Origin of the sequence: Gluconobacter vitians, assembly GCF_015244565.1 — a bacterium.
In the GTDB taxonomy this organism is placed as follows: domain Bacteria; phylum Pseudomonadota; class Alphaproteobacteria; order Acetobacterales; family Acetobacteraceae; genus Gluconobacter; species Gluconobacter vitians.
In genome coordinates, this window is sequence record NZ_JABCQG010000011.1 from 82,892 (window position 1) to 109,474 (window position 26,583).

The 26,583-nt window shown below is 58.3% G+C and carries 22 protein-coding genes; 10 read left to right on the forward strand and 12 right to left on the reverse strand.

Annotation, left to right across the window (positions count from 1 at the left end):
* Positions 1-15: 15 nt before the first annotated feature.
* From HKD24_RS09800 to HKD24_RS09810, 3 genes are all read left to right on the forward strand, one after another.
* Positions 16-903: an MIP/aquaporin family protein gene (locus HKD24_RS09800; RefSeq protein WP_194260134.1), complete on the forward strand. Its 888-nt coding sequence runs from the start codon at positions 16-18 to the stop codon at positions 901-903.
* A 52-nt stretch (positions 904-955) separates the two neighbouring features.
* Entirely contained in the window at positions 956-2,485 is a 1,530-nt protein-coding gene (gene glpK / locus HKD24_RS09805; protein WP_194260135.1) for a glycerol kinase GlpK, read from the forward strand.
* A gap of 254 nt (positions 2,486-2,739) precedes the next feature.
* A complete protein-coding gene (locus HKD24_RS09810; protein ID WP_194260136.1) occupies positions 2,740-3,786 on the forward strand; it encodes an aldo/keto reductase in 1,047 nt (348 codons plus the stop codon).
* Positions 3,787-3,795: 9 nt separating this feature from the next.
* Here HKD24_RS09810 and HKD24_RS09815 read toward each other — a convergent pair whose 3' ends face one another.
* On the reverse strand, positions 3,796-4,851 hold the full coding sequence (locus tag HKD24_RS09815) for a Rieske 2Fe-2S domain-containing protein (protein ID WP_194260137.1): 1,056 nt from the start codon (positions 4,849-4,851) through the stop codon (positions 3,796-3,798).
* A gap of 238 nt (positions 4,852-5,089) precedes the next feature.
* On the opposite strand from HKD24_RS09815, the gene HKD24_RS09820 reads away from it, so the two are divergent.
* Positions 5,090-5,344, forward strand: coding sequence for a hypothetical protein (locus HKD24_RS09820; RefSeq protein WP_062509120.1), 255 nt, complete (start codon positions 5,090-5,092; stop codon positions 5,342-5,344).
* A 74-nt stretch (positions 5,345-5,418) separates the two neighbouring features.
* Here HKD24_RS09820 and HKD24_RS09825 read toward each other — a convergent pair whose 3' ends face one another.
* The 4 genes from HKD24_RS09825 to HKD24_RS09840 form a co-directional block, all read right to left on the reverse strand.
* Positions 5,419-6,735, reverse strand: a complete 1,317-nt coding sequence (locus HKD24_RS09825; RefSeq protein ID WP_194260138.1) for a c-type cytochrome — start codon at positions 6,733-6,735, stop codon at positions 5,419-5,421.
* On the reverse strand, positions 6,728-8,365 hold the full coding sequence (locus tag HKD24_RS09830; protein WP_062509116.1) for a GMC family oxidoreductase: 1,638 nt from the start codon (positions 8,363-8,365) through the stop codon (positions 6,728-6,730). Before HKD24_RS09830 ends, HKD24_RS09825 begins: the two co-directional genes overlap by 8 nt.
* 20 nt (positions 8,366-8,385) lie before the next feature.
* Positions 8,386-9,003, reverse strand: coding sequence for a sorbitol dehydrogenase family protein (locus tag HKD24_RS09835; RefSeq protein ID WP_194260139.1), 618 nt, complete (start codon positions 9,001-9,003; stop codon positions 8,386-8,388).
* A 424-nt stretch (positions 9,004-9,427) separates the two neighbouring features.
* A complete protein-coding gene (locus HKD24_RS09840) occupies positions 9,428-11,074 on the reverse strand; it encodes a lactate permease LctP family transporter (protein WP_194260140.1) in 1,647 nt (548 codons plus the stop codon).
* A gap of 579 nt (positions 11,075-11,653) precedes the next feature.
* Here HKD24_RS09840 and HKD24_RS09845 point away from each other — a divergent pair.
* Positions 11,654-12,556: a S1/P1 nuclease gene (locus tag HKD24_RS09845; RefSeq protein WP_194260141.1), complete on the forward strand. Its 903-nt coding sequence runs from the start codon at positions 11,654-11,656 to the stop codon at positions 12,554-12,556.
* A gap of 24 nt (positions 12,557-12,580) precedes the next feature.
* Here HKD24_RS09845 and HKD24_RS09850 read toward each other — a convergent pair whose 3' ends face one another.
* From HKD24_RS09850 to HKD24_RS09860, 3 genes are read right to left on the reverse strand one after another with little or no spacing between them, the layout of a single operon-like run.
* A complete protein-coding gene (locus tag HKD24_RS09850) occupies positions 12,581-14,080 on the reverse strand; it encodes an efflux transporter outer membrane subunit (RefSeq protein WP_228124302.1) in 1,500 nt (499 codons plus the stop codon).
* A gap of 8 nt (positions 14,081-14,088) precedes the next feature.
* Entirely contained in the window at positions 14,089-15,165 is a 1,077-nt protein-coding gene (locus tag HKD24_RS09855) for an HlyD family secretion protein (RefSeq protein ID WP_194260143.1), read from the reverse strand.
* Between the two features lie 16 nt (positions 15,166-15,181).
* On the reverse strand, positions 15,182-16,858 hold the full coding sequence (locus HKD24_RS09860; RefSeq protein WP_194260144.1) for an MFS transporter: 1,677 nt from the start codon (positions 16,856-16,858) through the stop codon (positions 15,182-15,184).
* Between the two features lie 166 nt (positions 16,859-17,024).
* Between HKD24_RS09860 and HKD24_RS09865 the strand changes: the two genes are divergently transcribed.
* Entirely contained in the window at positions 17,025-17,999 is a 975-nt protein-coding gene (locus tag HKD24_RS09865; RefSeq protein ID WP_194260145.1) for a LysR family transcriptional regulator, read from the forward strand.
* 42 nt (positions 18,000-18,041) lie between these two features.
* Here HKD24_RS09865 and HKD24_RS09870 read toward each other — a convergent pair whose 3' ends face one another.
* Complete coding sequence (locus HKD24_RS09870; protein WP_194260146.1) at positions 18,042-18,938, reverse strand: LysR family transcriptional regulator; 897 nt, start codon at positions 18,936-18,938, stop codon at positions 18,042-18,044.
* A 131-nt stretch (positions 18,939-19,069) separates the two neighbouring features.
* On the opposite strand from HKD24_RS09870, the gene HKD24_RS09875 reads away from it, so the two are divergent.
* Positions 19,070-19,660 carry an NAD(P)H-dependent oxidoreductase gene (locus HKD24_RS09875; protein ID WP_194260147.1) on the forward strand — a complete coding sequence of 197 codons (591 nt, stop codon included), beginning with the start codon at positions 19,070-19,072 and terminating at the stop codon, positions 19,658-19,660.
* Positions 19,661-19,698: 38 nt separating this feature from the next.
* Here the strand turns inward: HKD24_RS09875 and HKD24_RS09880 are convergent, their stop codons facing one another.
* Positions 19,699-20,856 carry an iron-containing alcohol dehydrogenase gene (locus tag HKD24_RS09880; RefSeq protein WP_194260148.1) on the reverse strand — a complete coding sequence of 386 codons (1,158 nt, stop codon included), beginning with the start codon at positions 20,854-20,856 and terminating at the stop codon, positions 19,699-19,701.
* Positions 20,857-21,077: 221 nt separating this feature from the next.
* Between HKD24_RS09880 and HKD24_RS09885 the strand changes: the two genes are divergently transcribed.
* Positions 21,078-21,392: an antibiotic biosynthesis monooxygenase family protein gene (locus tag HKD24_RS09885; RefSeq protein ID WP_062509089.1), complete on the forward strand. Its 315-nt coding sequence runs from the start codon at positions 21,078-21,080 to the stop codon at positions 21,390-21,392.
* A 15-nt stretch (positions 21,393-21,407) separates the two neighbouring features.
* Here HKD24_RS09885 and HKD24_RS09890 read toward each other — a convergent pair whose 3' ends face one another.
* Positions 21,408-22,349: a LysR substrate-binding domain-containing protein gene (locus tag HKD24_RS09890; protein ID WP_194260149.1), complete on the reverse strand. Its 942-nt coding sequence runs from the start codon at positions 22,347-22,349 to the stop codon at positions 21,408-21,410.
* Between the two features lie 221 nt (positions 22,350-22,570).
* On the opposite strand from HKD24_RS09890, the gene HKD24_RS09895 reads away from it, so the two are divergent.
* Together HKD24_RS09895 and amaB are read left to right on the forward strand one after the other, a co-directional pair.
* Positions 22,571-23,857, forward strand: a complete 1,287-nt coding sequence (locus tag HKD24_RS09895) for an NAD(P)/FAD-dependent oxidoreductase (RefSeq protein ID WP_194260150.1) — start codon at positions 22,571-22,573, stop codon at positions 23,855-23,857.
* Positions 23,858-23,928: 71 nt separating this feature from the next.
* Complete coding sequence (gene amaB / locus HKD24_RS09900) at positions 23,929-25,467, forward strand: L-piperidine-6-carboxylate dehydrogenase (protein WP_194260151.1); 1,539 nt, start codon at positions 23,929-23,931, stop codon at positions 25,465-25,467.
* On the opposite strand, the gene HKD24_RS09905 is transcribed toward amaB, so the two are convergent.
* The coding region (locus HKD24_RS09905) for a retropepsin-like aspartic protease (RefSeq protein WP_194260152.1) at positions 25,468-26,583 on the reverse strand (1,116 nt) is incomplete at its 5' end.

Here is a 26,583-nt window from a genome sequence, read left to right on the forward strand (position 1 = left end):
TGGCGGATACCAGTCATGTCAGAAAACAGGCGTTACCTTGGTGAGCTCCTCTCGGAGTTCTTCGCAGTCGCAATCATCATTCTCTTCGGAGATGGTGTTGCGGCCATGTACTCTCTGTACGATCCCAGTCCGTATAAAACGGCCTACTGGGGTGTGTGTATCGTCTGGGGCCTTGGCGTGACGGTAGCGATCTACGCGACCGGCGCCATCAGCGGAACCCATGCAAACCCGGCTGTCACGTTGTCGCTGGCCATGTTCCGCGGCTTTTCGTGGAAAAAAGTGCTTCCTTACATTAGCGCTCAAGCTCTGGGCGGTTTTGTCGGCGCAGCACTCGTGTACTCGCTTTATGTCCCGGTGATCGACCATTTCAACGTGGCGCATAACCTGACGCGCGCTGTCGATGGTGGTGCAGCGGGCGTGTTCTTTACCCATCCGGGTGATTTCGTCACGGTCTCGCATGCGTTCTGGGATGAGCTGGTTCTGACGGCCGTTCTGGTGTTCGGCATCTTCGCGATCACCTGCCAGTACAACACGCAGGCCCCGCAGGCGAACTCCAGCGCGCTGATCATCGGTCTGCTGGTCGCAATCATCGGTGCATCCTGTGGCTATCTGGATGCCTGGGCCATCAATCCGGCCCGTGATTTCGGCCCGCGGCTGTTCTGCTTCCTTGCAGGATGGGGACAGAGCGCCCTGCCGGCACCGGGCAACTATTTCTGGGTTCCGATCGTAGCCCCGCTGGTCGGTGGTCCGATCGGGGCGGCCATCTATCAGTACGGTCTGCGTCCCTTCATGCCCCGCTATGTCGAGCAGACCATTACCGTCACACCTGAAGGCATCAACCCTGCCGAGCCGGTTCTGGTCGTCTCCAATCCTGCCGAACCCGTCATCAACCGTGTCTCCTGAAATCCGTCCGAAACCTTCCGAATTCTCAAGACCTTCTGCCGGAGAATATACAATGAGCAACAAAGACTGCATCCTCGCCATCGATCAGGGCACGACCTCGACCCGCAGCATCGTCTTTGGAAAAGATGCGCAGGCGCTGTCGATTTCCCGTCGCGAGTTCCCCCAGCATTACCCCGAACTCGGCTGGGTCGAGCATGATGTGGAAGACATCTGGCGCGATGTGCTGGCTACGGCACGTGAAGCGATCGACGAGGTCGGCGGTCCGGACCGTATCGCGGCCCTCGGCATCACCAACCAGCGCGAAACCATCGTGATCTGGGACCGTGAGACGGGCCGTGCGATCCATCGTGCGCTCGTCTGGCAGGACCGCCGGACGGCCCATGAGTGCAACCTGCTCCGTCAGCAGGGCAAGGAAGCCATGGTCCGGGAAAAGACCGGCCTTCTGCTCGATCCGTATTTCTCCGCAAGCAAGATTGCCTGGCTGCTGGATCATGTGCCCGATGCGCGCCGTCGTGCGGAAGCGGGCGAACTTGCCGCGGGTACGATCGACAGCTTCCTGCTGTGGCGTCTGACGGGCGGCAAGCGTCATGCAACAGACATCACCAATGCCTGCCGGACGTCACTGTTCAACATCCATACGCAGGAATGGGACGAGGACCTTCTTCAGCTTTTCAACGTCCCGCGTTCGCTCCTGCCGGAAGTCTGCGACAACAGCAGCGATTTCGGCGAAACGGAAGCCAAGCTGTTCGGGGAGAAAATTGCCATTGGTGGCATGGCGGGTGACCAGCACGCTGCCGTCATCGGGCAGGCCTGCTTCCAGGAAGGCATGGCAAAGGCGACTTACGGCACGGGCTGCTTCATGCTGCTCAATACCGGTGAGAAGCCCATCATGTCCCATAACCGTCTGCTGACGACGATCGCCTATCGCATCGGGGGCAAGACCTTCTATGCGCTCGAAGGCTCCATCTTCGTCGCCGGTGCCGGCATCAAGTGGCTGCGTGACGGACTGAAGCTGATTACGCATGCTTCCCAGACCGATGACATGGCGACGCGCATCCCGGACAGTCATGGCGTCTATATGGTTCCGGCTTTTGTCGGACTTGGTGCACCGCACTGGGATCCAGATGCCCGTGGACTGATCTGTGGTCTGACGCTGGGTTCCACGCAGGCTCATATCGCCCGTGCCATGCTGGAATCGGTGGCATTCCAGACCTACGACCTGATCCGCGCGATGCGTGAGGACGGCGCCATGCGCACCAGCATCCTGCGTATCGATGGTGGTATGGCCGTCAATGACTGGTTCGCCCAGTTTCTGTCGTCCATGCTGAAGGCTGAAGTCGAGCGTCCGGTCAATATCGAGACCACGGCTCTTGGTGCGGCCTTCCTTGCCGGTCTGCAGGTCGGCCTGTGGAAGAGCTTGGATGAAGTTGCAGCAACCTGGAAACAGGAGCGCGTTTTTGCGCCGAAGATGGATCCGGCCCAGCGCCGCATCATGATCGACGGCTGGCATGACGCGGTGCGTCGCACGCTGACACCGCCCGCCCAGCCCACCGCAGAGGTCACGTCGATCCGTGCGGCTTGAGCGTTAAACATGTTTTGACCGGCCGGCGCTCTGAAAGGAGCGCCGGCTTTTTTTATGGCGTTCACGCTATAAAAAAGGTCTGCATAGTAAAACGGAAATAAATATATCTGAAAAACCTGAAATACACGCTACAGATGAAGTTTGCGTGTAAACAAATCCGCTTTTCCTTCGGAGCGTCAAGCTTCGACTTGAACAAAGACGTAGCCCGGCATTGAAGCGACCGGCACAGGCATCTCTGAAAAGGAAAGAACGGCATGAAACCAACGGAAAAACGCATCTTCGGGCGGAGCGGAGTTGACGTTACGGCCTTCGCGTTCGGGACCGCCCCGCTGGGAAATTTCCTTCATGAAGTTGGGGAAGAGGCAGCCCAGACCATGATCAGCCATGCCTGGGACAGCGGGATCAGGCTGTTTGATACGGCGCCCATGTACGGCCACGGACTGGCGGAACTTCGGCTCGGACACGCCCTGCGCTGGAAAAACCGGGATGATTACGCTCTTACGTCGAAAGTCGGCCGTGTCCTTCATCCGGCGCCGCGCTCCAGCATTGATTTTGCGCCCTGGAACAATGCCGCTGCCAACACGATGACGTTCGATTACAGCTATGACGGCACGATGCGGGCATTTGAAGACTCCCTTCAGCGTCTGGCACTGGAACGGATCGATTTCGTGTTCATTCACGATATTGATCGCTTCACTCATGGGGACGCACAGCCCGAGCATTTCAGAGCGGCCATGAATGGAAGCTGGCGCGCGCTGGAAAAACTGCGCTCTGAAGGCGTAATCAAAGGCATCGGTGTCGGGGCCAATGAATGGCAGGTCTGCCATGAAGCCCTGCAACAGCGGGATTTCGACTGCTTCCTGCTGGCAGGCCGCTACACACTGCTTGAACAGGATGCGCTCGAAAGTTTTCTGCCGCTTTGCGAAGAACGCGGCGTCAGCCTTCTGGTGGGCGGAGGTTTCAATTCCGGCATTCTCGCGACAGGCGCCGTCCCCGGTGCGAAATATAACTACACGCCCGCACCGGCCGAAATCCTTGACCGTGTTTCACGGATCGAAGCCGTCTGCCGGGAATACAACGTGCCCCTGCCGGCCGCAGCCTTGCAGTTCGTCGTGGCACACCCGGCCATCAAGGCTTTCTGCGCCGGAACCCGGACAGTCGATCAGCTTGAACAGAACCTTGGCTGGTTCAGCCATCCAATCCCGCCTGAGTTCTGGGAAGCCCTGAAGCAGCGCGGCCTTCTGGCAGAAAATGCGCCCGTTCCGTCTGATATGGCTGAGAAAGAGCTGGAGCCTAACTGACGCCCATTTTCAAGCCGTGAAGAATTGGCTGAAACCCATGCTGCGCAGGGCACGGCGATAGGCGATCGAACTCCGATCCGCCATCACATGCGCTTCCAGCGTGGGGTCCAGCGGCAGGTTCTCGGGTTTCTGCGCCTCGACCAGAGCACGGTCCTCTTCAAAAACCTTGCGGTTGAAATCATAGACGGCCTGAACCGGGATATGCTTGTCGAAGTTCTTACAGATCGGTGAGAACATCCGCGTCATTCGTGCCGAGACGGGGGAGGCGGCATTCATGATGACCAGCCGCCCATTATCCGGGAAATGGATTTCCAGTGTTGCGACGAAGGGCACATGCACGCGGAAATGCCGCAGCCATTCGAAGCCCGGCTTTTCCCAGTCTTCGTGACCCACGGGAAAATTGCTGGCTGTGCTGCGGTATTCTGCCTCAAAGCCGTCTTTCGTCATCTTAGGCATATAAGAGGGAACGACGGGATTGTCGGGATCGGCGAAGGTCTCCGTATGGACGAAAGCGAAATGCGCCACGTCGATGAACCCCTCAACCTGCCGACCTGCAAAGCCCGCAATATCGATCCAGGGGCAGTTGATCTGCTGATAGTCTGGCTCATCCCAGTGCGGCATCGGCGGAATGTTCTGGGAGCCATCGGAGTTCAGGCACGTCCAGATCAGCCCGTATTGCTCGACAGCCGGATAAGTCTGCAGGTTCAGCTTGGAGGGAATGGCATTGTCAGGATGTGCCGGGACCCGGACGCAACGTCCCTCCGCCCCGAAGCGGAACCCGTGATAGGCGCAGGCGATCGTCTCGCCGTTACCCTTGCTCATGCTCAGTGGCACGCCCCGATGCGGGCACAGATCATCCGCAATCACGATCCGCTCACCAGCGCGATAAATCACGAGTGGCGCGTCCAGCAGCGTGACGCCAAGCGGACTGTCTCTCAGTTCACGGACCAGCGCCACCGGATGCCAGCAGCGGGACAGCAGATCCCAGTCGGCAGGCTCGAACGTGCAGTTGCGGGGCAGGGGAGCAGAGGACGGGCGTTCGGTCTGAGGGGCCTGTAAGGTCATGAGGGGCTCCTAGGCGTTGGAGCCCCATCATTCCTCACCTGAGTGTTCTCAGATATATCAAATTCAATGATCATATGTTCGCAAAAAGAGATCACCGGAGTATTGTGAGGCCCAGTTTATAGAGTTCAGGCTTTGATCCTGCGGGACTTGGCAGTATCCTGTCACGCAGTCCGCAGCATGGACAGGCGCGAATGGCGCGTTTTTTCATTCCCTGCCGGCAAACAGGAAGTATGTCCGCATGACCGTCCCGCAGCAATCCAGCCCCTTTTTCCAGCAGCTGCGTCAGATCAATGGAGATCGTGGATTTCTTGCAAATCTGGGCGGTTTCTTCTGCGTCAGCTGCATGATGGGGCTGGGCAATCTGTTCAGCCAGTCGCTTTTTCATGAAAACATGGCATGGCTTCTGGGGCCGCTCATGGTCATGATCGCGCTCTATTTCTTCGTGCCGTATTTCATTCTGCTGCTGACGAACCGCCGCTCCGGCGAAAGCTGAACTTCGGAATGACCCACAAAAAAGGGGAGGCGGATCAGATCCGTCTCCCCTTTTTTGTCTGTATGCCGCCAATATCAGTGCGGCGTATTGTTCTTGCGCACCTGTGCGACCTGATCGGCCGTCACGTTATAGGAGCCGTTGCCAAACGTCTTACTGACATAGTTTACGAGGCTTGCGACTTCCTCGTCATCCAGACGCTGCACGTCTCCCGTGCTGCCAAAGGCAGGCATGCTGGCATGACCGTCTGCGGTCGTGCGGTTCACGCCCATCAGGATCGTCATGATCAGGTTGTCGGGACGACCGGCGCCAACGGCGGAGTTTTTATAAAGGGACGGCGCGTACTGATCGACTGTTCCCGCACCATTCTGCCCGTGGCAGGCGGCGCAGTTGGCATCGAACAGGTTTGCCGGGCTCTTGTGCGACAGGTTGTCGATCCGCGTCAGCTCGCCCGAGCGGATATCGGGGATATCATTGGCCTTGCCGAACCCGTCACGCGGCTGATGATCGGCGTCATCCTCCATGGGTTTGACCTGGCGGATGAAGGCCGCAAGCGCATGCAGGTCGGCATCGGTCAGATGGCTCGTGCTGTGTTCGACAGCTTCGCCCATCGGTCCGGCTGCCTGGCTTTTGCCCTTGACCCGGCCGGTGCGCAGATACTGGACGATGTCATCTTCGCTCCAGTCGCCAATGCCGCCGGTCCTGCTCGGCGTGATGTTTGGCGCATACCAGCCTGCAAGCGGGCTGCCCGCCAGATACTGATCGGATTTCTCCATCAGCATCACATTGCGGGGCGTATGACAAGTTCCGCAGTGTTCTAGCGCGGTCGCGAGGTATTTGCCGCGCCGCAGCGTGTCATAAGTGGCGGAATCGCCCGTTTCCTGCTTCTCGCTCCCTGCCAGCATGTTCCAGCCTGACAGGGTGAGGCGGATATTGCTGGGAAAGCTCAGCTGCGTGGCGGGGGGTGTTTCCGCAACCGGTTTGACCCCGTGCATGAACCAGACATACAGCGCGTGAATGTCCTGATCCGTCATGCCGGCGTAAGACACGTAAGGCATCACGGGATACAGGTTTTCGCCATCGCGGCGTTTGCCGCGACGCAGGGCCTGTTCGAAATCATGTTCCGAATATTTCCCGATGCCATGATCGGCGTCAGGCGTAATATTCGTGGAAATGATGTCGCCCATGGGGGTTGCGATTTTCAGCCCACCCGCGAACGGCGTGCCGCCCTGTTTGGTGTGACAGGCAACACAGTCCGCAGCCGTGGCGAGATAGGCGCCACGGTTCATGACATCCTGATCCACATCTGCCGCCCGCGCAGCATGAGCAGACAGTCCACCCAGAACCGTTCCGCCAACAAGGAAAGACCAGAAAACGGTTTTGAAATCAGGCATGGAGCAGTTCTTTTTTCAGCGTATCGGCAACACGAAGCGCAAGGGCTGCGACGGTGAGGGTGATGTTCCCGGTTCCGACCGTGGAGAACACGGACGAACTTGCGATGAACAGGTTCTCGTGGTCATGCGTCCGGCAATGGCCGTCCACCACGGAATCCTTCGGGTCCACGCCCATGATGGTGCTGCCCGAGGGATGATCCTGCGGGAAGTAACCCGGCGTCCACTGCTCGTCCGTGCCATGCATCAGGCCGATGAGGTTCTTGAACAGTCCGCGCGTGTGCTCGCAACTGCGGACTGTGTATTCCGGCAGCTTGTAATAGACATCCGGGTGCGGAATGCCGAGCGCGTCCTTGTGCGTCGTGCTCAGCGTCAGGCGGTTGTCCGGATCGGGCAGGGCCTCGTTATGGCTGAACAGGCGGACTGTGTGGGAGGCCAGATAGCGGATCTGCTCTTCCAGGGCCTTGCCGACATAACCCTTTGAAATCGCAAGCTGCGTTGCAAAATCAACCTGGTTGTCATCGACCATGTGCACGAGATACGCGCCGCGATCACCACGCCAGTCGCCATCACGGAAATTGTCGATCACATTGGTCTCAAGTGGACCGCGTCCCGGCCATAGCGCCTTGTCACCGCTGATGAACGTCACCTGCACGCCGGTATGGTCCATCATGTTCCGGCCGACATGGCCCGAGCTGTTGGCAATACCGTTGGGGCTCTTTTCATCTGCCGAAACCAGCAGCAGCTTGGCCGTCTCGATGCAGTGTGCGGCGATGACGAAATACTTGCCCGTCACACGGTGCGATCCCTTGTCCGGATCGTAATAGTGAACGGCCGTCACCTTCTTGTTCGCGCTGTCCCGCTCGATCTTGTAGACGACCGCATTCGGGACGAACTTCGCTCCGGCTGCCTCGGCGTGATAGACGGAATATCCACCGTTATACATCGCCCCGATCGGGCAGATCGGCATGCAGTTATTGTGCCCTTCGCAGGTCGGACGGCCGTCATAGGGCTTGGTGTTCCGGGCCTGCGGCTCATGCACGACGCGGTAGGGCGTCTTTTCGCTGATGAGCTTGCGGAACTGCTGCGCCGCATAGGAAATCGGCAGGGCTTCCATAGGGTAGGGCTGCCTGCGGGGCGACCCCAGATCCTCGACTTTCGGGTCCGGACCACAGACGCCCATCATGACTTCGGCCTGATAATAGAACGGCTCGAGATCGTCATATTTCAGCGCCCAGTCACGGCCCTGACCATAGCGGGTCTTGAGCTCGAAATCGGACGGAAGATAACGCCAGGCACACCCGGCCCAGTGCCAGGTCGTGCCCCCCATCATCCGCAGATAGACCTGCTGATAGGCTTCGGCGTTCGGGCCGCTCGTATGCAGGTACTTATTCGGCGTGATCTGGTTGGGCGGATGTTCGGCCCAGGGTGTAGATGGGAAAGGCCCCTGATAGGAGGGCTTGTTTTCCAGATTGCGGAAATTATCCACGAAATGCTGTCGGTCCACACGCGGGCCGGCTTCCAGCACGATGACGGAAATGCCCGCGCGCGCCAGTTCGTTCGCAATGGAACTGCCCGCGACACCGGATCCGACGATCACGACATCGGCGGAGAGATTCTGCTCAGAAGACATAGGAGATGCTGTTCCCGCTCTCAGGTAGGTTCCACGTCGAACTTCGATGGCGACAGCGCAGGTGCGCCGGTCGGCCTGTCGACTTCAGGCGGCTGCGTCGTCCAGTAGAACGGACCGCCTGCGGCATAGGTCTTGGGGTAGATGGCGTCCTTGGTGATGTCGAACATCAGCGCCGAGCGGTAAACCACGACCTTGCCGTTCGCGACCCCGCGATACCAACCGGACATCAGGTCATGGATGACGTCCTTGAATGCCGGATCGGACTGTTCGGCAGCCTTGGCGAATGCGGAGGCATCTTCGTAAGTGCCGCCAGCCAGAAGATCGGCCAGTCTGCCCAGCTGGGCTTTCCGCTCGGGCCCGGACTGAAGAATGCGCTCGTAAAGGGCCTGTCCGATGCGCGGGTCCAGGGACGGGCGATCCGTCAGGCGCTCCGAGACTTTCATGAAGCGTTCAAGTTCAGGATCTGCGCCGGTTGCAGGCTCTGCGGAAACTGCTGTTCCTGTCGCCAGAACTCCCATGCCGGCCATGCCCGTCATCAGCGTATCGCGACGGGACATCCGCATCAGCCGGTTCAGGCGCATGGCATTCGGAGAGGAGACATGGAGGTCAACAAGAGGGCAGTGACGCTCTTTCGTCATGGAAAATCACTCTTTGCATACACTCGAGACCGGTGACACGACCGTGATCCATGTCACCTTCAATGGGCCTCAACCTACAGAGACAGAGTGATCATGCAACCGTGAACGGCCAATTATCCGGAAATATCTCGGCGAAAGAAGCGGATCGACGGGTGTCTGCAAAAAGGATAGCAGGCGGTAACGCCCGTTACCCTATTGCGGTTTTTGGTAGTCATCAAAGAGACTTGAAGTATTAAATGCGCATTGATGGTCGTGAATATATTGGAGTCGTCAGACGCTTCCTCCCGGAGCTCTCTCTATTGAATGCGAAAGTCTCCCAACCCCGATTCTTGAATGATGAATATGGTACTCTACAGGTCCTGAAAAACAGAACAGGGCGCGGTATGGTCCGCGCCCTGCTGACCTCATTCAAAAAGGGAAAAGGCTAGGTGCCGATCCCCATAAAGACCAGCGCCGTAGTCATCAGGCCAACCAGAACGGCCAGAACAATGCTGCATTTGAGGGTGAACTGAAGGAGCGCGCCTTCCTGTCCGACCAGTCCCACGGCTGCCGAGGCAACGGCAATGGATTGCGGGGAGATCATCTTTCCAACAGCACCGCCAACCGTATTGGCTGCGACCAGAAGCTCTCCACTCACGCCGATCTGGCGTCCGGTTGCTGCCTGAAGGCCGCCGAACAGCGCGTTGGACGAGGTGTCTGAACCTGTCAGGAACACACCGAGCCAGCCCAGCAGCGGCGCAAAGAACGTGAATGCCCCCTTGGTCATGGCGAGCACCAGGGCGAGCGTTGTGGAAAGGCCCGAGTAATTCGCGAGAAACGCAAAGGCCAGCACCATGCCGATGGCGTAGATCGGCGTCTTCAGTTCGCGCAGGGTGTCTCCAAAAGTCGTCAGGGCATCTTTAGGGCGCATTTTCAGGAACAGGACGGAGACTATGCCCGCCAGCAGAATGGCTGTTCCAACGGATGAAATGAAATCAAGCTTGAAAATGGCTGCATAAGGTGTCGGACTCGGAACAATCGGTGCTGTTTTCAGCACCAGGTTGTGCAGTCCGGGGAACCGGACGACGAGTACCGTCCAGTCCAGTGGGCCACCCGCAGCGAAAAGCGCCTTGAAAGGCTTGATGCTCCAGACGGCTACAAAAGCCGTGAGGATTATGAACGGAGACCAGGCCCGCAGGATCTGCGACGCTGTATAGGAGGGCTTTTCAGTGACGGCACTGGCGGGAGCCTCGCCGGTCTCGAAGCGGAAAATCCGGCGCGGCTTCCAGACCCGCAGAAAGACCGGAATGGCAATCATCGTCAGCAGTGGTGCGATAATGTCGGGAAGTTCAGGCCCGATCAGCAGGGCTGTCAGGGTTTGTGTAATGGCGAACGTCGCCCCCGTCATCAGGATGACGGGCCATGTTTCACGAATGCCCCGCAGTCCGTCCACCACACCCACCAGCCAGAACGGGATGACCACGCCAATCACGATAAGCTGCATCACGACCAGTCGGCCGACCGCATAAGGTTCGGCGCCGATGACCTGTGCCCCCACGATGACGGGAATACCCATGGCACCGAAAGCACCTGGTGCAGCATTGGCGATCAGGCACAGTCCGGCTGCATAGATCGGCGGAAAGCCCAGGCCCACGAGCAGGGCCGTGGTAATCGCCACCGGTGCACCAAAACCGGCAGCGCCCTCAAGAAAGGCCCCGAACGCAAAGGCGACCAGCAGAAGCTGGATGCGCTGGTCTTCCGAAACCGTGGAAATCGAATGACGGATGATGTCGAACTGACCGGTCCGGACCGACACCTTGTAGAGAAAGACCGCCCCGATGATGATCCACGAAATGGGCCACAATCCATAGGCAAACCCGTACAGGCAGGCCGATATGGCCATGAAGAACGGCATTCCGTAAAATGCGACCGCCAGAACGAAAGTAATTCCAACAGTAATCGTACAGGCCACATGACCCTTCATGCGCAGATACAGAAGGGCGAAAAAGAAAAACAGGATTGGGATAAGAGCGATTGCGCCGGAAATCCAGATATTTCCAATTGGATCGTAAACCTGTGCCCAGGATGACATCCCGAAAGCCTCCAAGTAAAAATTAAGTGATAATAAGAAATTGATCGCTTTTTCTTCCTCTCTTTGGCGGATCGTATTTTTCGAAAACAATAAGCGCAATAAGCCGCGCATATAACTGTGGGTAAACTTTATGACATACTGTTTTTAATAGTTAGATATATTCAGTTATTATTTTCTAAAGATTTCACTTGGGATGGATCATGGAAGGTAAATACCTCCCGTCTTCAAGGTAATTTCGCTCAAAAATCCGGTTTCGAAACCGGAAAAGCGGGTTGAACGCTTTCTCCGAACATAAGTATTTGCGGAATATTTGATACGAAACTTAAAAGTGAATTTAATAATATTTGGATTTCAGGAAAAATATCACTGATTTCGAAAAGGCGTCACAACAATTCGGGACAGACGCTGAAATACAGCCTGCTCCGCAACCTCCTTAGGGCTGGTCCACTCGCTTTTATGTTACACAAACAGATCACTCGTTTCGCAGGACCGCTGCGAGACCCCGACGCCTTGTCCGGCTCTCGAAAGGGTGAGAAACAGGTTCAAACGTCACCCTCACAGATGGATAGTCAGGTTCCCATGCATCTTCGTCTTCTATGTGCGTCCCTGATTGGGGCCAGCACGATTGCCTTTTCATCCAGCGCATTCGCCTGGGGGCCTTATGGTCACGCAATCGTTGCAGACATCGCCCAGGAACGGCTGACCCCGCAGGCCCAGAAGGCCGCAACTGCGCTGCTGGCGCTGGAGAACCATCAGACGCTCGATCAGGTTGCGTCCTGGCCGGATACGATTGGCCATGTACCCAAGAAGAAGGGTGGCCTGCCTGAGACGCTGAAATGGCATTACGTTGATATTGACGTGTCCCATCCCGCCTATGATCAGGCCCGTGACTGCCCCGACCATGCTTGTGTCGTCGAGAAGCTACCCGAGGAGATCAGGATCCTCGCCGATACGCATGCGCCCGCGCAGGAGCGTCTCGTAGCCCTGAAATGGGTGGTGCATCTTGTTGGTGACATCCATCAACCGCTGCATGCTGCCGAACGTAACAAGGATATGGGCGGAAACGCGATCCGCCTGACCTATTTCGGCGACAACGCCAACGGCCATATGAACCTGCATTCTCTGTGGGACGAAGGTGTGATCGACCATGAGGCGGATCTGCATGTCGGCCCATTCTACAGCATCGACGCCTCCCGCGCGAAAAAGGAAGCCGACCGTCTGGGCACCCTGATCACGCCGGATGAGACGAAATACTGGGTGCAGGATCTGGATGGCGGCGATGTTTACAATGCGACCGTTGACTGGGCCGATGAGAGCCATTCCCTGGCTCGCAGCGTGGCCTATGGCGCGCTTCCCGCCAACAAGGGTGCCGATATCGGCAAGGACTACACCGCGCTGACCTGGCCAATCATGGAACTGCGTCTGGAACAGGCCGGCGTGCGTCTGGCCGCCGTCCTCAACACCGCCCTGAACGGCGGCTGAGAACAGTGGCCGTGTGGATGGATGTCAGGATTTCTGCGTCCATCCTCCACCCAGTGCCCGGTACAGATGGGCCACGGAAACAGATACGCCGGCACTGGATTCAGCCAGCGCGCTCCGGCTCGCCAGAAGGGCATTCTGCGTCGTCAGGACGTTGAGGAAGTCTCCCGCACCCTGACTGTACTGAAGCTGCGCGATATGCACGGCGGTCGCGTCTTCTGAAACCGTCTCTTCCAGCCGGTTCCGACGCTCCTGCGCGGCACTCAGATCCGCCATGGAGTCATCGACCTCTTCCCAGGCTTTCAGAAGCGTGCGCTGTAAGGCAATCGCTGCTTCCTTTTGCTGGGCCCGGCGCAGATGAAGCTGTCCGGTCAGGCGTCCACCCTCGAACAGCGGTAGCGTCATGGTCGGGCCAAACCCGTACTGACGGGAAGCCCATGAGCCTAAGCCGCTGAACTGCAACGCCTGAATATCGAGACTGCCCGAGAGCGTCACGCGCGGGAAAAAGTCTGCAACTGCCACACCGATACTGGCTGTTGCGGCATGGAGATGGTCTTCGGCCGCCCGCACATCCGGGCGCCGTTCGGCCAGCTCGGAGGGCAAGCCAACCGGAATAATATCGGGAACGGGCGGTATCGTCTGGGACGATCCAAGCCTGTCTTTCAGCGCGCCGGGTTCCCGTGCCGTGAGGAAGCTCAGCGCGTTCACAAGATGCACTTCCTGACTTTTCAGGACCGGAAGGCGTGCCTCAAAGCCATGCATCTGTCCGCGGGAATAGGCGACATCGAGCTTCGTTGCCGTACCCTGTGCAAAGCGCAGTTCCGTCAGTTTCACGCTATGCTGTGCAATGGCGATGCTCTGCTGCGTGATGCCGATCTGCGTCTGGATGTTGCGCAGGTTCAGATAGTCCTGCGCGGTCTCGGCCATGAGCGAGACCAGCACATCGCGACGCAGTTCATCCGTCTCATGCATGGCCGCCGTCGCCGCTTCGACCTGCCGCCGGACATGCCCCCAGAAATCGACTTCCCAAGACGCGCTGAGCCCGTATTGCGGCAGGTTGAACGACGGGTTGCCTTTTGCGCCGTCTGCGGCAGCCGGTCCAAAACCCTGCTGTCCGCTGGCGACTTCGCCCGGTCCGGCCTGCTGCATGGTTCCCAGAAGACCAAGGATACCGTTCGTGCTGGCGCGCTCGCGGGCATAAGCCGCAGCACCTTCCATATGCGGCATCTGGGCCGCACTGGCGATCTTCCGTTCAGCCTGACTTTCCGTGAAATGCAGGGCGGCTTCGCGCAGATCGAGGTTGTTGCGCGCCACGTCTTCTTCCAGCGCCGTCAGCGTTGGATCACGATAGATCCGCCACCACTGCGCATCGATTGTGGAGATTTCCTGCGGATGGCTCGCAGCAGGAGCGAGGCTCTGGTGCCAGTGGGCTGGCGCATGCGGATCGGGACGATGATAGTCCGGCCCGACCGTACAGGCAGACAGCGCGGTCAGGGCCAGAAGAAGGCAGCGGGAAGGCTGGAGCATGGAAGGTCTCATTTCCAGAGGTACCGCTCGTCATGGGCATGAATGCCTTCAGGCGTTGAGGACGTGTCGATCCGCGCTTCGACGGACATGCCGACGCGCACTTTTTCTGCCAGAGGCTGGCCGGGATCGAAGGTCAGCTTGACCGGCACGCGCTGGACGACTTTGGTAAAGTTACCCGTCGCATTGTCCGGCTGAATGGCGGCGAAGGCCACACCCGTCGCCGGGGCCAGACTGTCCACATGCGCCTTGAGCGGATGACCGGGAAACGTATCGACCCAGATCGTCGCGCTCTGGCCGGTCTGGACCTTCGTCAGCTGCGTTTCCTGAAAATTCGCCAGCACATACGCCTTGCGGACCGGTACGACCGCCAGCAGCCCCGTGCCCGGATGGACATACGCACCAACGCGCACGCCACGCTCGCCGACCACGCCATTCACGGGGGCGGGGATCGTGCAGTAGGACAGGTTCAGTTCGGCCTGATGCTCCGCATTCTGGGCCTTCAGAAGCGCGCCCTGCGCTTTTTCGAGCTGCGCCTTCAGCACGGCGACCTGCTGTTCAGCCGTGCTGGTTTCGGCCTTGTCGCGGGCCAGAGCAGCGACGGCTTCAAGCTGCCGGGCTTCCGCGCCCTGCTGCTGCTCAATCGTGCTGGCCCCTCCGGCCGAGAGATTGCGATATCGTGCCGCATTCTGCCGGGCAAAGACCAGTGCGGCCTCGTCGGACTGCACGGTATATTTCGCCGCATCGACAATGGAGCCCTGACGGTCCAGCAAAGCCTGAAGATTGTCCACATCGCCCTGCGCTGCGGCGGTATCACCACGGGCAGCCCCCAAAGCCGCGCGGTAATCATCGTCCTCGATATGGGCGAGTTCTTCCCCGGCATGGACGTATTCGTTGTCCTCGGCCAGTACGCGGTCAATACGTCCCGAAACTTTCGGAGCCACAGTCGTGAAATCGGCCGTGACATAGGCGTCGTTGGTTTCCTGACGGATGCCGTCACCCACGAAGAAGCGGTCAGCCGTCCAGGCCAGACCCGTCAGGACAATGACCGCACATCCGGCCAGGAGAAGGGGTTTTCCGTAAATCATGTTCGAGGCAGGTCCGTCAGTGTGCGGTGGCGGGAATGGAGGAAGGGGCCGGTTCGGGATCCGGTTCGCGGGCCGCGGCAGGAATGGCGGGCGCAGGGCCCTTGCCGGGCGGATAGACCCGTTTCGGCAGCACGGCGGTCAGCGCGACATAGAAGATGCAGATGCACATCACGACGAAGTAGATGTCCACCAGCGCCAGCGTGATCGACTGTTCGTGCAGATAGGTGTGGAAAATCTGAAGCGTATTGCGCGCCACATGATCGCTGTCAGGCGAGGTGTTGCTGATCGCCGCATGGATCGGATCGCCCATGCCCGAGAGCGACGTGGCATTGTTGCCTGCCCGGTCCAGCAGCATCGTGGAATGATACTGTTCCCGGCGGCGCAGCAGGATTTCGAAAATGGCGGTTGCAAACGCATTGGCCATGCCTTTGAGCATGTTCACCATGCCAGAAATGAACGGCCCGTCCGCCGGGCCAAGGGACATGGTCGCCAGCATCAGCACCGGGATCACGACCATAGGCTGGCCAAAGATCTGAAGCCCCTGCATGACGTAGAAATTGTCCCGCACCCAGTCCGGCGTCAGCCAGGTTCCAAGGAAGGCCGAGAGCGCCAGGCACGACATGCCGAAGGCCAGCACATACCGACAGTCCACCCGCGCGGAGTTACAGAGCGCGGCTGTCAGCGGAAGCATGATGAGTTGGGGCAGAGCCACCGTCAGTGCAACCGGGGCCGCCTGGATCGGCCGGTATCCGCGCACGGCTTCCAGATACGTCATCGGCACTTCGAGCATTAGCCCGCAGATGATGAGCACCGCAACCAGTGTGAGGAGTGACATCGTGATGTTGCGGTTTTTCCAGTACTGAAGCCTGAAAAACGGGCTGTGATGATGCCATTCATGGAACAGGAACCCCACGAACAGCGCACCACCCCAGAACGTCAGATGGGAAATGATGGGCGAGCGGAACCAGTCCAGCCGGTCCCCCTGATAGAGCACCGTCACCACGCAGATGATGGACGGCACGCCAATGAAGAAGCCGCGCCAGTTGAACTTTCTGAACCGTTCGAGATGCACCGGGTCGCGGGGCAGGCCATAGGCCATCATGGCGATTGCGATGATGCTGAGGGGAATGACCTCCCAGTACAGCCAGCGCCAGCCCACATGCTCGAACCACATCGCTTCCAGCGGTCCGCCCAGATTGGGTCCGAAGGTCGCGCTCATCGCATAGCCGCCGATGCCGAACACCTTGATGGGCGGTGGCAGGTATTTGAGCATGACCGTCATCAGGACAGGCGGCAGACATCCGGCACTCAGCCCCTGCGCCGCGCGCAGGAAGCACAGCGAGATCATGTCCGGCATGAAGGGCAGGGGGATCGACAGCATGGCGAGCACGGCCGTCATGAAGATCGAGAACCGGTAGATTGAGAACGTCATGTAGAACCAGGGCGTGAACGCCATGGCCGCAATGTTGAAGGCCTCATAGATCGAGGTGAACCACGTCCCCTCGTCATGCCCGATATGCATTGCACCGCGGATATCAGCGAGGCCGATTTCCGTGATGTGTTCGTTGAAACCGGCCACATGCACGGCCAGCAGCATCCCCAGACAGCCGACAATGGTCCGCATGCCGAAAGGCGGAATATAGGAGGGCTGGGCGGGTGGTGCGGCAGATGGCGACGAGGCTGCTGGTTCCATGGATCTCTTCCGTTACCAGACAGCCCCTATCCGGAGTGTATGGGTCCGAAAACCCACGTTTGCAGCAAGTGACGTTTCCACTTTTCGCAAGGGTTGAAGAAATCCCTTCCATTTTTACACGAAGGCGTGAAAATGCGCGTGAGACCCGCGGAAAACGGAGTGTACGATGGCGAAGCGGACCGATAGCCACAGACGCTACGATCTTGATCTTCTGCGCTATCTTCAGGTTCTGGTGGAGGAAGAGAGCGTCTCACAGGCTGCACGCCGCCTGAAGGTGAGCGACGCCGCCATGAGCCGCCATCTCGCCACGCTGCGAACCGTGTTCGGAGACCCGATCCTGGTCCTGTCGGGCCGCCGTATGATGGCGACGAGCTTTGCCAACCGCATCCGCGACCGCGTCCAGACCATCGTGCGGGACGCTGATGCGCTCGTGAATGACAGCGAAACGCTAAACCTGAAGCATCTCTCGCCCCGTTTCACGATCCGGGCCAATGACCTGATCGTGGGGGCTTTCGGGAATGCGATCCTGATGGCCCTGAAACAGGATTGCCCGGAATGCAGCATCGTGTTTTCGCCCGAAACGGAGGAGCCGGCCAGCGAGGCTTTACGCAACAGCCGGATCGACCTCTATGTGGGTGCCACAGACGATCTGCGCCCTGAAATCATGCGCCAGACCCTGTTCCTGACGTCATTCCGCGCCATGGTCCGCGAGGGGCACCCCATTTTCGCGCGCGGCATCACGCCCCAGACGCTCGTCGATTACGACCATATCAGTGTCTCCCGCAAAGGTCGTCCCTATGGTCCAATCGACACTATTCTCAAGGAACGCTACGGCCTGACCCGCCCCATCGCGATGGTCGTGCCGACCTACCATTCCATGATCGAGACCATGCGCGAGACGGACATGATCCTGCCGCTGCCCGATATCGTGATCGATCGCCTTCCACTCTCCCAGATCCAGCTTGAGGCTTTCGATTTCCCGTTTGAACTGCCGCCTGTCACGTCCTTTCAGGCCTGGCATCCCCGTGTGGATACGGACGGGGTTCACCGCTGGCTGCGGGATACGGTCTTTCAGGTCATCCGCCGTGAACTCGTCCGGTTCAGGGGCGAAGGCAACGGGCCAGCATTGCCAGATGCCTGAAACAGGATCTGGGAATTGCGTTCATAGATTTTCCCGAAGCGGCTAAAGATAAGCTTGAAGGCGCGGCACCACGAAATCCAGGAACACCCGGATACGCTGCGGAACGCGTTTGCCACCTTGATAGAGCGCATGGATTTCCTCTTCATCCCGCGTTCCGCTTTCTGCCAGAACCTCGACCAGCCGTCCTGCCGCCAGATCCTCGCGCACATGATATTCCGCCAGCCGCGCCAGTCCGGCGCCGCGAAGGGCTGCCCGCCGCACGGTCTCACCATTATTGGCGAGCAGAGGGCCCCGCACGATCCGATCCACGATCCGGCCGCGTTCCTGTAACGGCCAGACTGGGGCTGCCCGACGGAAATTGAATCCCAGACAACGATGATGCTCCAGATCGTCCACGGTTTCCGGGCGTCCGAACTGCGCCAGATAGTGCGGCGCCCCCACGATAAGCCGCGGCACGGTCCCCAGATGCCGGGCGGTGAGGCTGGAATCCTGAAGTTTTCCAACGCGGAAGGCGATATCCGTCCGGTCCAGATACAGATCCGCCATTTCATCCGACAGTGACAGATCCAGCAGAATATCCGGATATGCCGCCCAGAACGCCGGTAGCAATGGCTCCAGCGCCAGCGTTCCGAATGCCACGGAGGCGTTGATCCGCACCGTCCCCTTGAGTTGGACGGTCTTTTTGGACAGGAAACCTTCCATGTCATCCAGCTCTGCAATTAAAGCCTGCGCCCGGTCGTAATAGGCCAGACCTTCAGGCGTGACCGACAGCCGCCGTGTTGATCGCTCCACAAGGCGCACGCCCAGACGGTTCTCTACCCGTCCGATCAGCTTGCTGACCGTGGATGGCGTGGTCATGGACAGGCGGGCGGCTTCGGAAAAGCTTCCACTCTCCACGACGCGGAGGAAGATTTTCATTTCGCCGAAACGGTTATCCATCAGCTTTCCGATCTGTGAAACTGCTTCACAGGTTTTGTGGAGCCTGAAACAATTATCAAGAGACATTTATCGGTTCATGATGACTCTCAAACAGTCACATCCCCGATGCCTGACAGAATGGACATGCACTCATGACAAGAATTCTTCTCCTGAATGGTGGCAAGGCGTTTGCCCATTCCCACGGACGGCTGAACGACACGCTTCAGGCTCTGGCAGTAGATATTCTGCCCAAGAGCGGCCATGAAATCCGTCAAACAAAAATTGACGATGGCTATGACGTGGAGCAGGAAGTCGAAAACTTCATGTGGGCCGATCTGGTCATCTACCAGTGCCCCGGCTGGTGGATGGGTGTGCCCTGGACCGTCAAGAAATACATGGACGAGGTTCTGACGGCCGGGCACGGAAAGCTCTACGCCAATGATGGTCGCAGCCGGTCCCGTCCCGAACGCAAATATGGCTCGGGCGGTCTGGCACAGGGCAAGCGCTACATGCTGTCCGTCACCTGGAATGCACCGGAAGAGGCCTTCACGGATCCGAAGCAGTTCTTTGAAGGACGTGGCGTGGACGGGGTCTATTTCCCGTTCCACAAGGCCCATGAGTTTCTGGGCATGTCTGCCGTGCCGACTTTCCTGGCTACCGACGTGATGAAGGCACCGAATGTTGATGCCACTCTCGCGGCCTACCATCAGCACCTGCAGGATGTCGTCGGCACGGCGTCCTGAGCAGAAAAGGAGGGCAGCCTGTAAGCTGCCCCTGATTTTCACAGGCTCATCTGCAGGACACGGCGGCTGATATCTGGCGTGATGTCAGCATGTTCGCCCAGCGCCGTCATGCCATGCGCCTCAAGCTGCCCGATCAGAGGCTCGATCGCGTCCTTGCCAATCTCGTAGGCTGACAGCCGCGTCGGAATGTCCAGACTTTCGAAAAACTCTTCGGTTCGTAAGATAGCGGCTTCGATCCGCTCGTCTTCCGTGCCCTCATGCAGGTTCCAGACGCGGGAAGCGTACTGAAGCAGCTTTCCGCGCTTGGCATCTTTCCGTGCGCGCAGCATGGAGGGCAGGACGATCGCGAGCGTCCGGGCGTGGTCGATATCATACCGTGCCGTCAGTTCATGGCCGATGCTGTGCGTGGACCAGTCTTCCGGCATGCCGACACCAATAATTCCGTTGAGCGCCAGCGTTGCGATCCACATGAAATTGGCACGCAGCGTATAGTTCTCAGGCTCTTTCAGGACTTTTGGCCCGATCTCGATCAGGCTGAGAAGCAGACCTTCGGCAAAGCGGTCCTGCGCCAGACCATCGGCCGGATAGGTGAGATACTGCTCCATGATGTGGACGAAGGAATCCACGACACCATTCGCAACCTGCCGGACGGGCAGGGAATAGGTGCGGGTCGGGTCCAAGACCGAGAAGCGCGGGAAGACATGCGGGCTGCCGAAGGCCAGCTTCTCGCGCGTGGACTGGCGCGTGATGACGCTGAAGCTGTTCATTTCCGAACCCGTGGCCGGCAGCGTCAGGACGGTGCCTAGTGGCATCGCGGCTTTGACGTTCGCGCCATGCGTCGTGAGAATGCTCCACGGATCGCCTTCGAAATCCACGGCTGCGGCCACGAATTTTGTTCCGTCGATCACGGAGCCTCCGCCCACGGCCAGCAGGAAATCCAGCTTGTCTGTCCGAATGAGGTCCACGGCCTTCATCAGGGTCTCATAGGTCGGATTGGCTTCAATTCCGCCGAATTCCCGCGTATATCGGCCTTCCAGTGCCTTGCGGACCTCCGGGAGCGTCCCGTTACGCTCCGCGCTCGATCCGCCAAACAGGATCAGGAGGCGGGCTTCGGCCGGGATCTGCTCCACCAGTTTCGGGATCGTGTTCTCGCCGAAAATGATGCGTGTGGGATTGTAGAATTCGAAATTCTGCATGGGTCCTGACTTCAAGATGAATGTTCTGATTGCGCCGTATTCGACACGGAACATGCGGTCCAGCAAAAGCCACCGCAGGGTCCTGCTTTCTTTCCACCCTAACCGGTTTGAGGGCCGCGTCCCAGACCGGAAGAGGGTCGCAAGGAAAACCCGGCTGTGGCCCGACCGTTATATTGACCGCCGGGCACGGAGCCGGTGAGGCGAAAAGCGAGGATCTTCCGATGTATATTGCCATGAACCGCTTCAGGGTCCGGCCGGACAGCGAAGAAGCCTTTCGTAAGAAATGGCTGGATCGCGACGTCCTTCTCAGAACTGTCCCCGGGTTTGTCAGCTTCCAGTTTCTGCGTGGGCCTGCAATGGAAGATTATGTCCTCTACGCCTCGCACACCGTCTGGGCGTCCTACGATGCCTTTATCGGCTGGACGCGATCGGAGGAATTCCGCGCTGCTCATGCCGGTGCAGGGCAGGGACCGGTTCTGACGCTTGGCCCTCCGGTTTTCGAAGGTTTTCAGGTTCTTCAGGATATCGAGGCGTAAGTATTTTCACGCCTTTCAGGACAGATGCAACGTCCGCCTACTGAAGTGTGACGACGGCTTCGTATTGTTGTAAACCGCTTCCTGAGCAAGCCATTTACGGAACAGTTGTACACTGTCTGATGCTGTATGGGTCATCGGTCGAACAAAATAATAGGCTGCTTCACTGCGTAATGGTGGAGCAAGGAGTTCGATCAATGTACCTGCAGCCAGTTCTTCCTGAATCAGGAAACGCGGAATAAGTGCGCATCCTGCGCCATGAAGTGCTGCGACAATAATGAAACTGAACTGGTCAAAAAGCGGCCCATGAAGGCTGATCGCTTTGACATTCTGCGTGATGAACCACTGTTCCCACGCATTGGGGCGGCTTACGAGATGCAGAAGTGGCGCCGTCAGAAGATCCTCGCAGGAAGAAAATTCCATTTTGTCTGCAAAACCTGGACTACAGACCACTACGATATCCTCAGGCATTAACAGGGACAATTCTGCACCGGGCCACTCGGGAAGGCCGAAATGGATGGCGGCATCCAGAGGATCGCCCGAAAAATCGAACGGCTGCAGTCGGGTATGCAGATGGACCGTGATGTCAGGATGTTCCGTCATGAACCTGACGAGGCGGGGAGTAAGCCAACGCGTGCCAAGAGTAGGAAGGACGCCCAGATTGATCGTCCCGCCGGCCGGGTTGGCGCGAAAGGCCAGGGTTGCAGCAGAAATATGCTTCAGGGCTTCGCGGATCTCACGGGCATAATTCTCGCCAGCGCGGGTCAAACGAACGGTCTGGCGTTCCCGAAGAAAAAGTTCTGCACCCAGATGACTTTCCAGGGCGCGGATATGCCGGCTTACGGCACTCTGCGTGAGGTTCAGTTCGTCGGCTGCAGCTGTGAAGCTTTGATGGCGGGCCGAGGCTTCGAAGGAATAGAGCAGGGACGTCGAGGGAAGGAAACGACGGGCAATGGTCATAGGCTCTTGCTCCTTCCAGGCGTCTGAAGACTCAGGGTCATTCCGTTTTTGCATGACCTTACGCAGCATTATCGTTTGGCAGAGCAAAAGTCATGACGGTAATTTCGTAACGGTCTCGCATCAGGATTTCTGGGCTGCGACAGGTTTCGATATTCTGAAAGATTGCCGAGACCTGTGCGTCTGTTCACTGTTTGGTTTCTGATGGGCTGGAGGCAATACCAATGAAAAATGATCCACGCAGTCATGGCCTCTGGGAGCATTCTGCACCTCCGGCTCCTCCGACGACCGTGCTCGACAGGGATATTGTAGCGGATGTCGTGATTGTCGGGGCTGGATATACGGGCCTTTCTGCTGCTCTGACACTTGCGGAAGAGGGACGATCCTGTGTCGTTCTTGATGCTGAGGAGATCGGATTTGGCGGCTCTGGGCGCAATGTCGGGTTGGTAAACGCGGGGCTCTGGCTACAGCCAGACGAGGTCCGCCAGCAGTTGGGAGATGTGTATGGTGAGCGGATCCTGACATACCTCGATCAGGCGCCTTCGGCCGTTTTCGATCTGATCCGAAAACATGATATCGCCTGTGAAGCGTTGCGTCCGGGCACTCTACATTGTGCGGTTGGAGAAAAAGGCGCGCGCCAACTCCGGGAACGGGAGCGACAGTGGCAGAAATTCGGCGCACCGGTCATGTTTCTGGATGCGGCTCAGACGGAACACCTGACCGGAAGCAGCGCCTATCACGGCAGTCTGCTGGACCAGCGGGCCGGTACGATCCAGCCGCTTGCCTATGCCCGCGGTCTTGCCGGAGCTGCCCTTAATGCCGGAGCCCGTATCCATACTGGCAGTAGGGTTATGGGGGCATGTCGTCTTCCGGGCGGGGACTGGAAGGTTCAGACCGATAACGGCAGTGTCACGACGCCCTGGGTCATTGTGGCGACCAATGCCTATACGGTCAGTCCGTGGAGCTCCATACGCAGCGAACTGGTTCATCTGCCATATTTCAACATTGCGACCGTTCCTCTTCCGCCCGATCTTCGTGCAACTGTTCTGCCGGAAAGCCACGGCATCTGGGATACGGAAGAGATCCTGACTTCCGTTCGGATGGATCAGGCCGGACGACTGGTGATTGGAAGTGTAGGCGCGCTAAGAGGTGGAGGGCAGGCCATTCATAAGGAATGGTCCCGACGGGCGATGGAGCGGTTGTTTCCGCAGCTTAAGGGTGTCGCATTTGAAAGCGGCTGGTGGGGCAGTATTGGAATGACCAGCGATAATGTTCCGCGCTTTCATCATCTTGACGAACGTGTCGTAACCGTTTGTGGATATAACGGACGTGGGATCGGGCCCGGAACGGTTTTCGGCCGAGCCGTAGCAGAGCTGATTCTCGGAAAGCATACCTCTGAGGACATGCCGCTTCCGATGTCGGCAGCCGTTCCGGTCAGGTTCCGGAATGTTCAGGAAGCCTGGTACGAGGTAGGTGCTTCTGCCGCCCATCTTGTAATGGATCGCTTCTGAGACACGCTGGACAGTTTTTACAGATCCGGACGTCTTATGCGTCCGGCATGATACCCAAGACAGGAAGAACAATGACGGCATCTCTCCGTTCCGAAGTAAAAGCACTCCTCGACAGCCTTGATGTGTCAGCCGATCTCTACACGGGCGGCAGTTTGACGGTGAAGTCACCCCTTACGGGAGACGTGATTGCCGAGGTTGTGGAAATCGGCGCGGAGCAGGCGAAGGCGGCGATTGCCCGTTCGGTTGATGCGTTCAAAGCTTGGCGCAAGGTGCCAGCGCCGCGTCGTGGCGAGCTTGTGCGCCTGCTGGGTGAAGAGCTCCGGGCGAACAAGGAGGCGCTCGGACGTCTCGTCACGCTGGAAGTGGGCAAGGTGCCGTCTGAAGGTCTGGGCGAAGTGCAGGAAATGATTGACATCTGCGACTTCGCGGTTGGTCTGTCCCGCCAACTTTACGGTCTGACAATCCAGTCCGAGCGTCCGGACCATCGCCTGACGGAGCAGTGGCATCCCGCCGGCCCGGTGGGCATCATTTCGGCGTTCAATTTCCCGGTGGCCGTCTGGTCCTGGAATGCCGCGCTGGCGTTGGTCTGCGGTGACAGCGTAATCTGGAAACCTTCGGAAAAGACCCCGCTGACGGCGCTGGCCACGCAGGCTCTGTTTCTGAAAGCCGCTGCCCGTTTCGGCAGTGACGCACCGGCCGCGCTCAGCACGCTTCTGGTCGGTGGTCGCGAGATCGGCGAATTGATGGTGGAAGACCGTCGTGTTCCCGTCATCTCGGCAACGGGTTCGACACGGATGGGCCGCGATGTTGGTGAGCGTGTGGCGCGTCGTTTCGGGCGCTCCATTCTGGAACTTGGCGGCAACAATGCGTCCATCGTCACACCCTCCGCCGATCTGGATCTGACGCTGCGTGCTGTTGCTTTCGGTGCCATGGGAACGGCTGGCCAGCGCTGCACGACGCTGCGTCGCCTGTTTGTTCATTCCAGCGTCTACGACACGCTCGTGCCGAATCTGGTCACTGTCTATAAGACGATTTCGGTCGGTAATCCGGTCGAGGGGGACGCGCTCGTTGGTCCGCTGATCGATGCGGCCTCCTTCAGGATGATGCAGGACAGCCTGAAGGCTGCGGCTGATGCTGGCGGTACGGTCCACGGCGGAACGCGTGTGGATGTGAACGGCGAGGCGTCATTCTATGTCCGCCCGGCCATGGTCGAAATGCCATCACAGACGGGACCGGTTCTGGAAGAAACCTTCGCGCCGATCCTTTACGTCATGAAATATGACACGCTCGATGAAGCCATCACGCTTCAGAACGATGTGGTGCAGGGGCTGTCGTCCTCGATCTTCGCGACCGATATCCGCGAAGTTGAGCAGTTCCTGTCGGCCCAGGGTTCCGACTGTGGTATTGCGAACGTCAATATGGGGCCCTCTGGCGCGGAAATCGGCGGGGCTTTCGGGGGCGAGAAGGAAACCGGCGGCGGCCGTGAGTCCGGTTCCGATGCGTGGAAGGCCTATATGCGTCGGCAGACCAACGCCATCAATTATGGGCGGACCCTGCCGCTTGCGCAGGGTGTGAAGTTCGATGTGGATGGTGGCTCGGCGGACGCCTGACTACGGATTTTCAGAGGGGTGGAGCGCAGCAGGCTCCGCCTCTTGGTCTTTGGCAGGTGTCGAACGCGGTGGTTTTTCCTCACTTGCGTGCGTATGGCCAAGCCGATCATGTGTGGGGGACCATGGAAGAGCTTTATCCTGCACCTGCCCTGGTGGGGGCGTATAGTCTTCTAACCAGAGTCTCCCCACTTCGGAATTTATCAGAATATTGAAATGCTTGAGGATATCCATCCCCAGGATATTGAACTCTGCGTCGGGCACGACATCCAGTGTGATGTCATGAAGCGTGTGTGTGCCAAGTTGAAGAGTTTTGAAATGATGTCGGTGTCCGAGTAGTACTTCTCCTGCTCCAACACGGATCTCGTCATCCTGAGACAGAATGCGTCTGGAAATACCCATCTTTCTTGCAATGCGCTGCTGAATGATCGAGCGGTTGGCGCTTGTATTGACCTGCATATCGACTTTGTAACCGTCGAGAAGGACACTGACCTGATTTTTTTGAGATGATTCGTCATCTATTGCGTTAAGAGGCAGAAAAGGGCCTGGATTCTGCAGGAGTGTCCCAATATCTGGACAATCCTGTGCAGTATCATAAGTAAAGAAAGCCATTTTCTGGGAATGTCTGTCTATCAGGACATAAAACTGTCCCAAGATATCCCAGCCAAGATCCAGCATAAGCAGCAACCCGTCCGGTGTTTTCGGAGGCTGGTCATCGACCAAAAGGGCAGACATGTTTTTTACAACGGAATTGCCAATCTGTAGACTATGGATCGTAGTGGTATAATTGGTACCGTAGCCCGTTACAGACGTTGTATTGATAAAATCGTCGCGAAAGAAATTAAAACCCTTGGCGTTCCACACGCTGCTGAGTGTCGTTAGAGTCGAGAAAAAGGCCCCGACATCCTTTCCGTTAATCTTGACATGAATGACGGGCGCGCCAGCGGGATTGAGAAAAGGAAGAACCTCACTCGTCAGAACACAATCATGAATGGTTCTAGGGCCTGTTAGCACTTGAAACACTTCCCATATTATAGGGATGGAAGAAGGAGACGGAACAGGCACTTTTACGGACGAGACATGGGCGATCTGGGAGCCTCTGATTGAAGCGGTTCGCCC

Coding starts and splice junctions, on each gene's coding strand:
- HKD24_RS09800 (WP_194260134.1), top strand. CDS start 16: ATGTCAGAAAACAGGCGTTACCTTGGTGAGCTCCTCTCGGAGTTCTTC.
- glpK (WP_194260135.1), top strand. CDS start 956: ATGAGCAACAAAGACTGCATCCTCGCCATCGATCAGGGCACGACCTCG.
- HKD24_RS09810 (WP_194260136.1), top strand. CDS start 2,740: ATGAAACCAACGGAAAAACGCATCTTCGGGCGGAGCGGAGTTGACGTT.
- HKD24_RS09815 (WP_194260137.1), bottom strand. CDS start 4,851: ATGACCTTACAGGCCCCTCAGACCGAACGCCCGTCCTCTGCTCCCCTG.
- HKD24_RS09820 (WP_062509120.1), top strand. CDS start 5,090: ATGACCGTCCCGCAGCAATCCAGCCCCTTTTTCCAGCAGCTGCGTCAG.
- HKD24_RS09825 (WP_194260138.1), bottom strand. CDS start 6,735: ATGCCTGATTTCAAAACCGTTTTCTGGTCTTTCCTTGTTGGCGGAACG.
- HKD24_RS09830 (WP_062509116.1), bottom strand. CDS start 8,365: ATGTCTTCTGAGCAGAATCTCTCCGCCGATGTCGTGATCGTCGGATCC.
- HKD24_RS09835 (WP_194260139.1), bottom strand. CDS start 9,003: ATGACGAAAGAGCGTCACTGCCCTCTTGTTGACCTCCATGTCTCCTCT.
- HKD24_RS09840 (WP_194260140.1), bottom strand. CDS start 11,074: ATGTCATCCTGGGCACAGGTTTACGATCCAATTGGAAATATCTGGATT.
- HKD24_RS09845 (WP_194260141.1), top strand. CDS start 11,654: ATGCATCTTCGTCTTCTATGTGCGTCCCTGATTGGGGCCAGCACGATT.
- HKD24_RS09850 (WP_228124302.1), bottom strand. CDS start 14,080: ATGCTCCAGCCTTCCCGCTGCCTTCTTCTGGCCCTGACCGCGCTGTCT.
- HKD24_RS09855 (WP_194260143.1), bottom strand. CDS start 15,165: ATGATTTACGGAAAACCCCTTCTCCTGGCCGGATGTGCGGTCATTGTC.
- HKD24_RS09860 (WP_194260144.1), bottom strand. CDS start 16,858: ATGGAACCAGCAGCCTCGTCGCCATCTGCCGCACCACCCGCCCAGCCC.
- HKD24_RS09865 (WP_194260145.1), top strand. CDS start 17,025: ATGGCGAAGCGGACCGATAGCCACAGACGCTACGATCTTGATCTTCTG.
- HKD24_RS09870 (WP_194260146.1), bottom strand. CDS start 18,938: ATGGATAACCGTTTCGGCGAAATGAAAATCTTCCTCCGCGTCGTGGAG.
- HKD24_RS09875 (WP_194260147.1), top strand. CDS start 19,070: ATGACAAGAATTCTTCTCCTGAATGGTGGCAAGGCGTTTGCCCATTCC.
- HKD24_RS09880 (WP_194260148.1), bottom strand. CDS start 20,856: ATGCAGAATTTCGAATTCTACAATCCCACACGCATCATTTTCGGCGAG.
- HKD24_RS09885 (WP_062509089.1), top strand. CDS start 21,078: ATGTATATTGCCATGAACCGCTTCAGGGTCCGGCCGGACAGCGAAGAA.
- HKD24_RS09890 (WP_194260149.1), bottom strand. CDS start 22,349: ATGACCATTGCCCGTCGTTTCCTTCCCTCGACGTCCCTGCTCTATTCC.
- HKD24_RS09895 (WP_194260150.1), top strand. CDS start 22,571: ATGAAAAATGATCCACGCAGTCATGGCCTCTGGGAGCATTCTGCACCT.
- amaB (WP_194260151.1), top strand. CDS start 23,929: ATGACGGCATCTCTCCGTTCCGAAGTAAAAGCACTCCTCGACAGCCTT.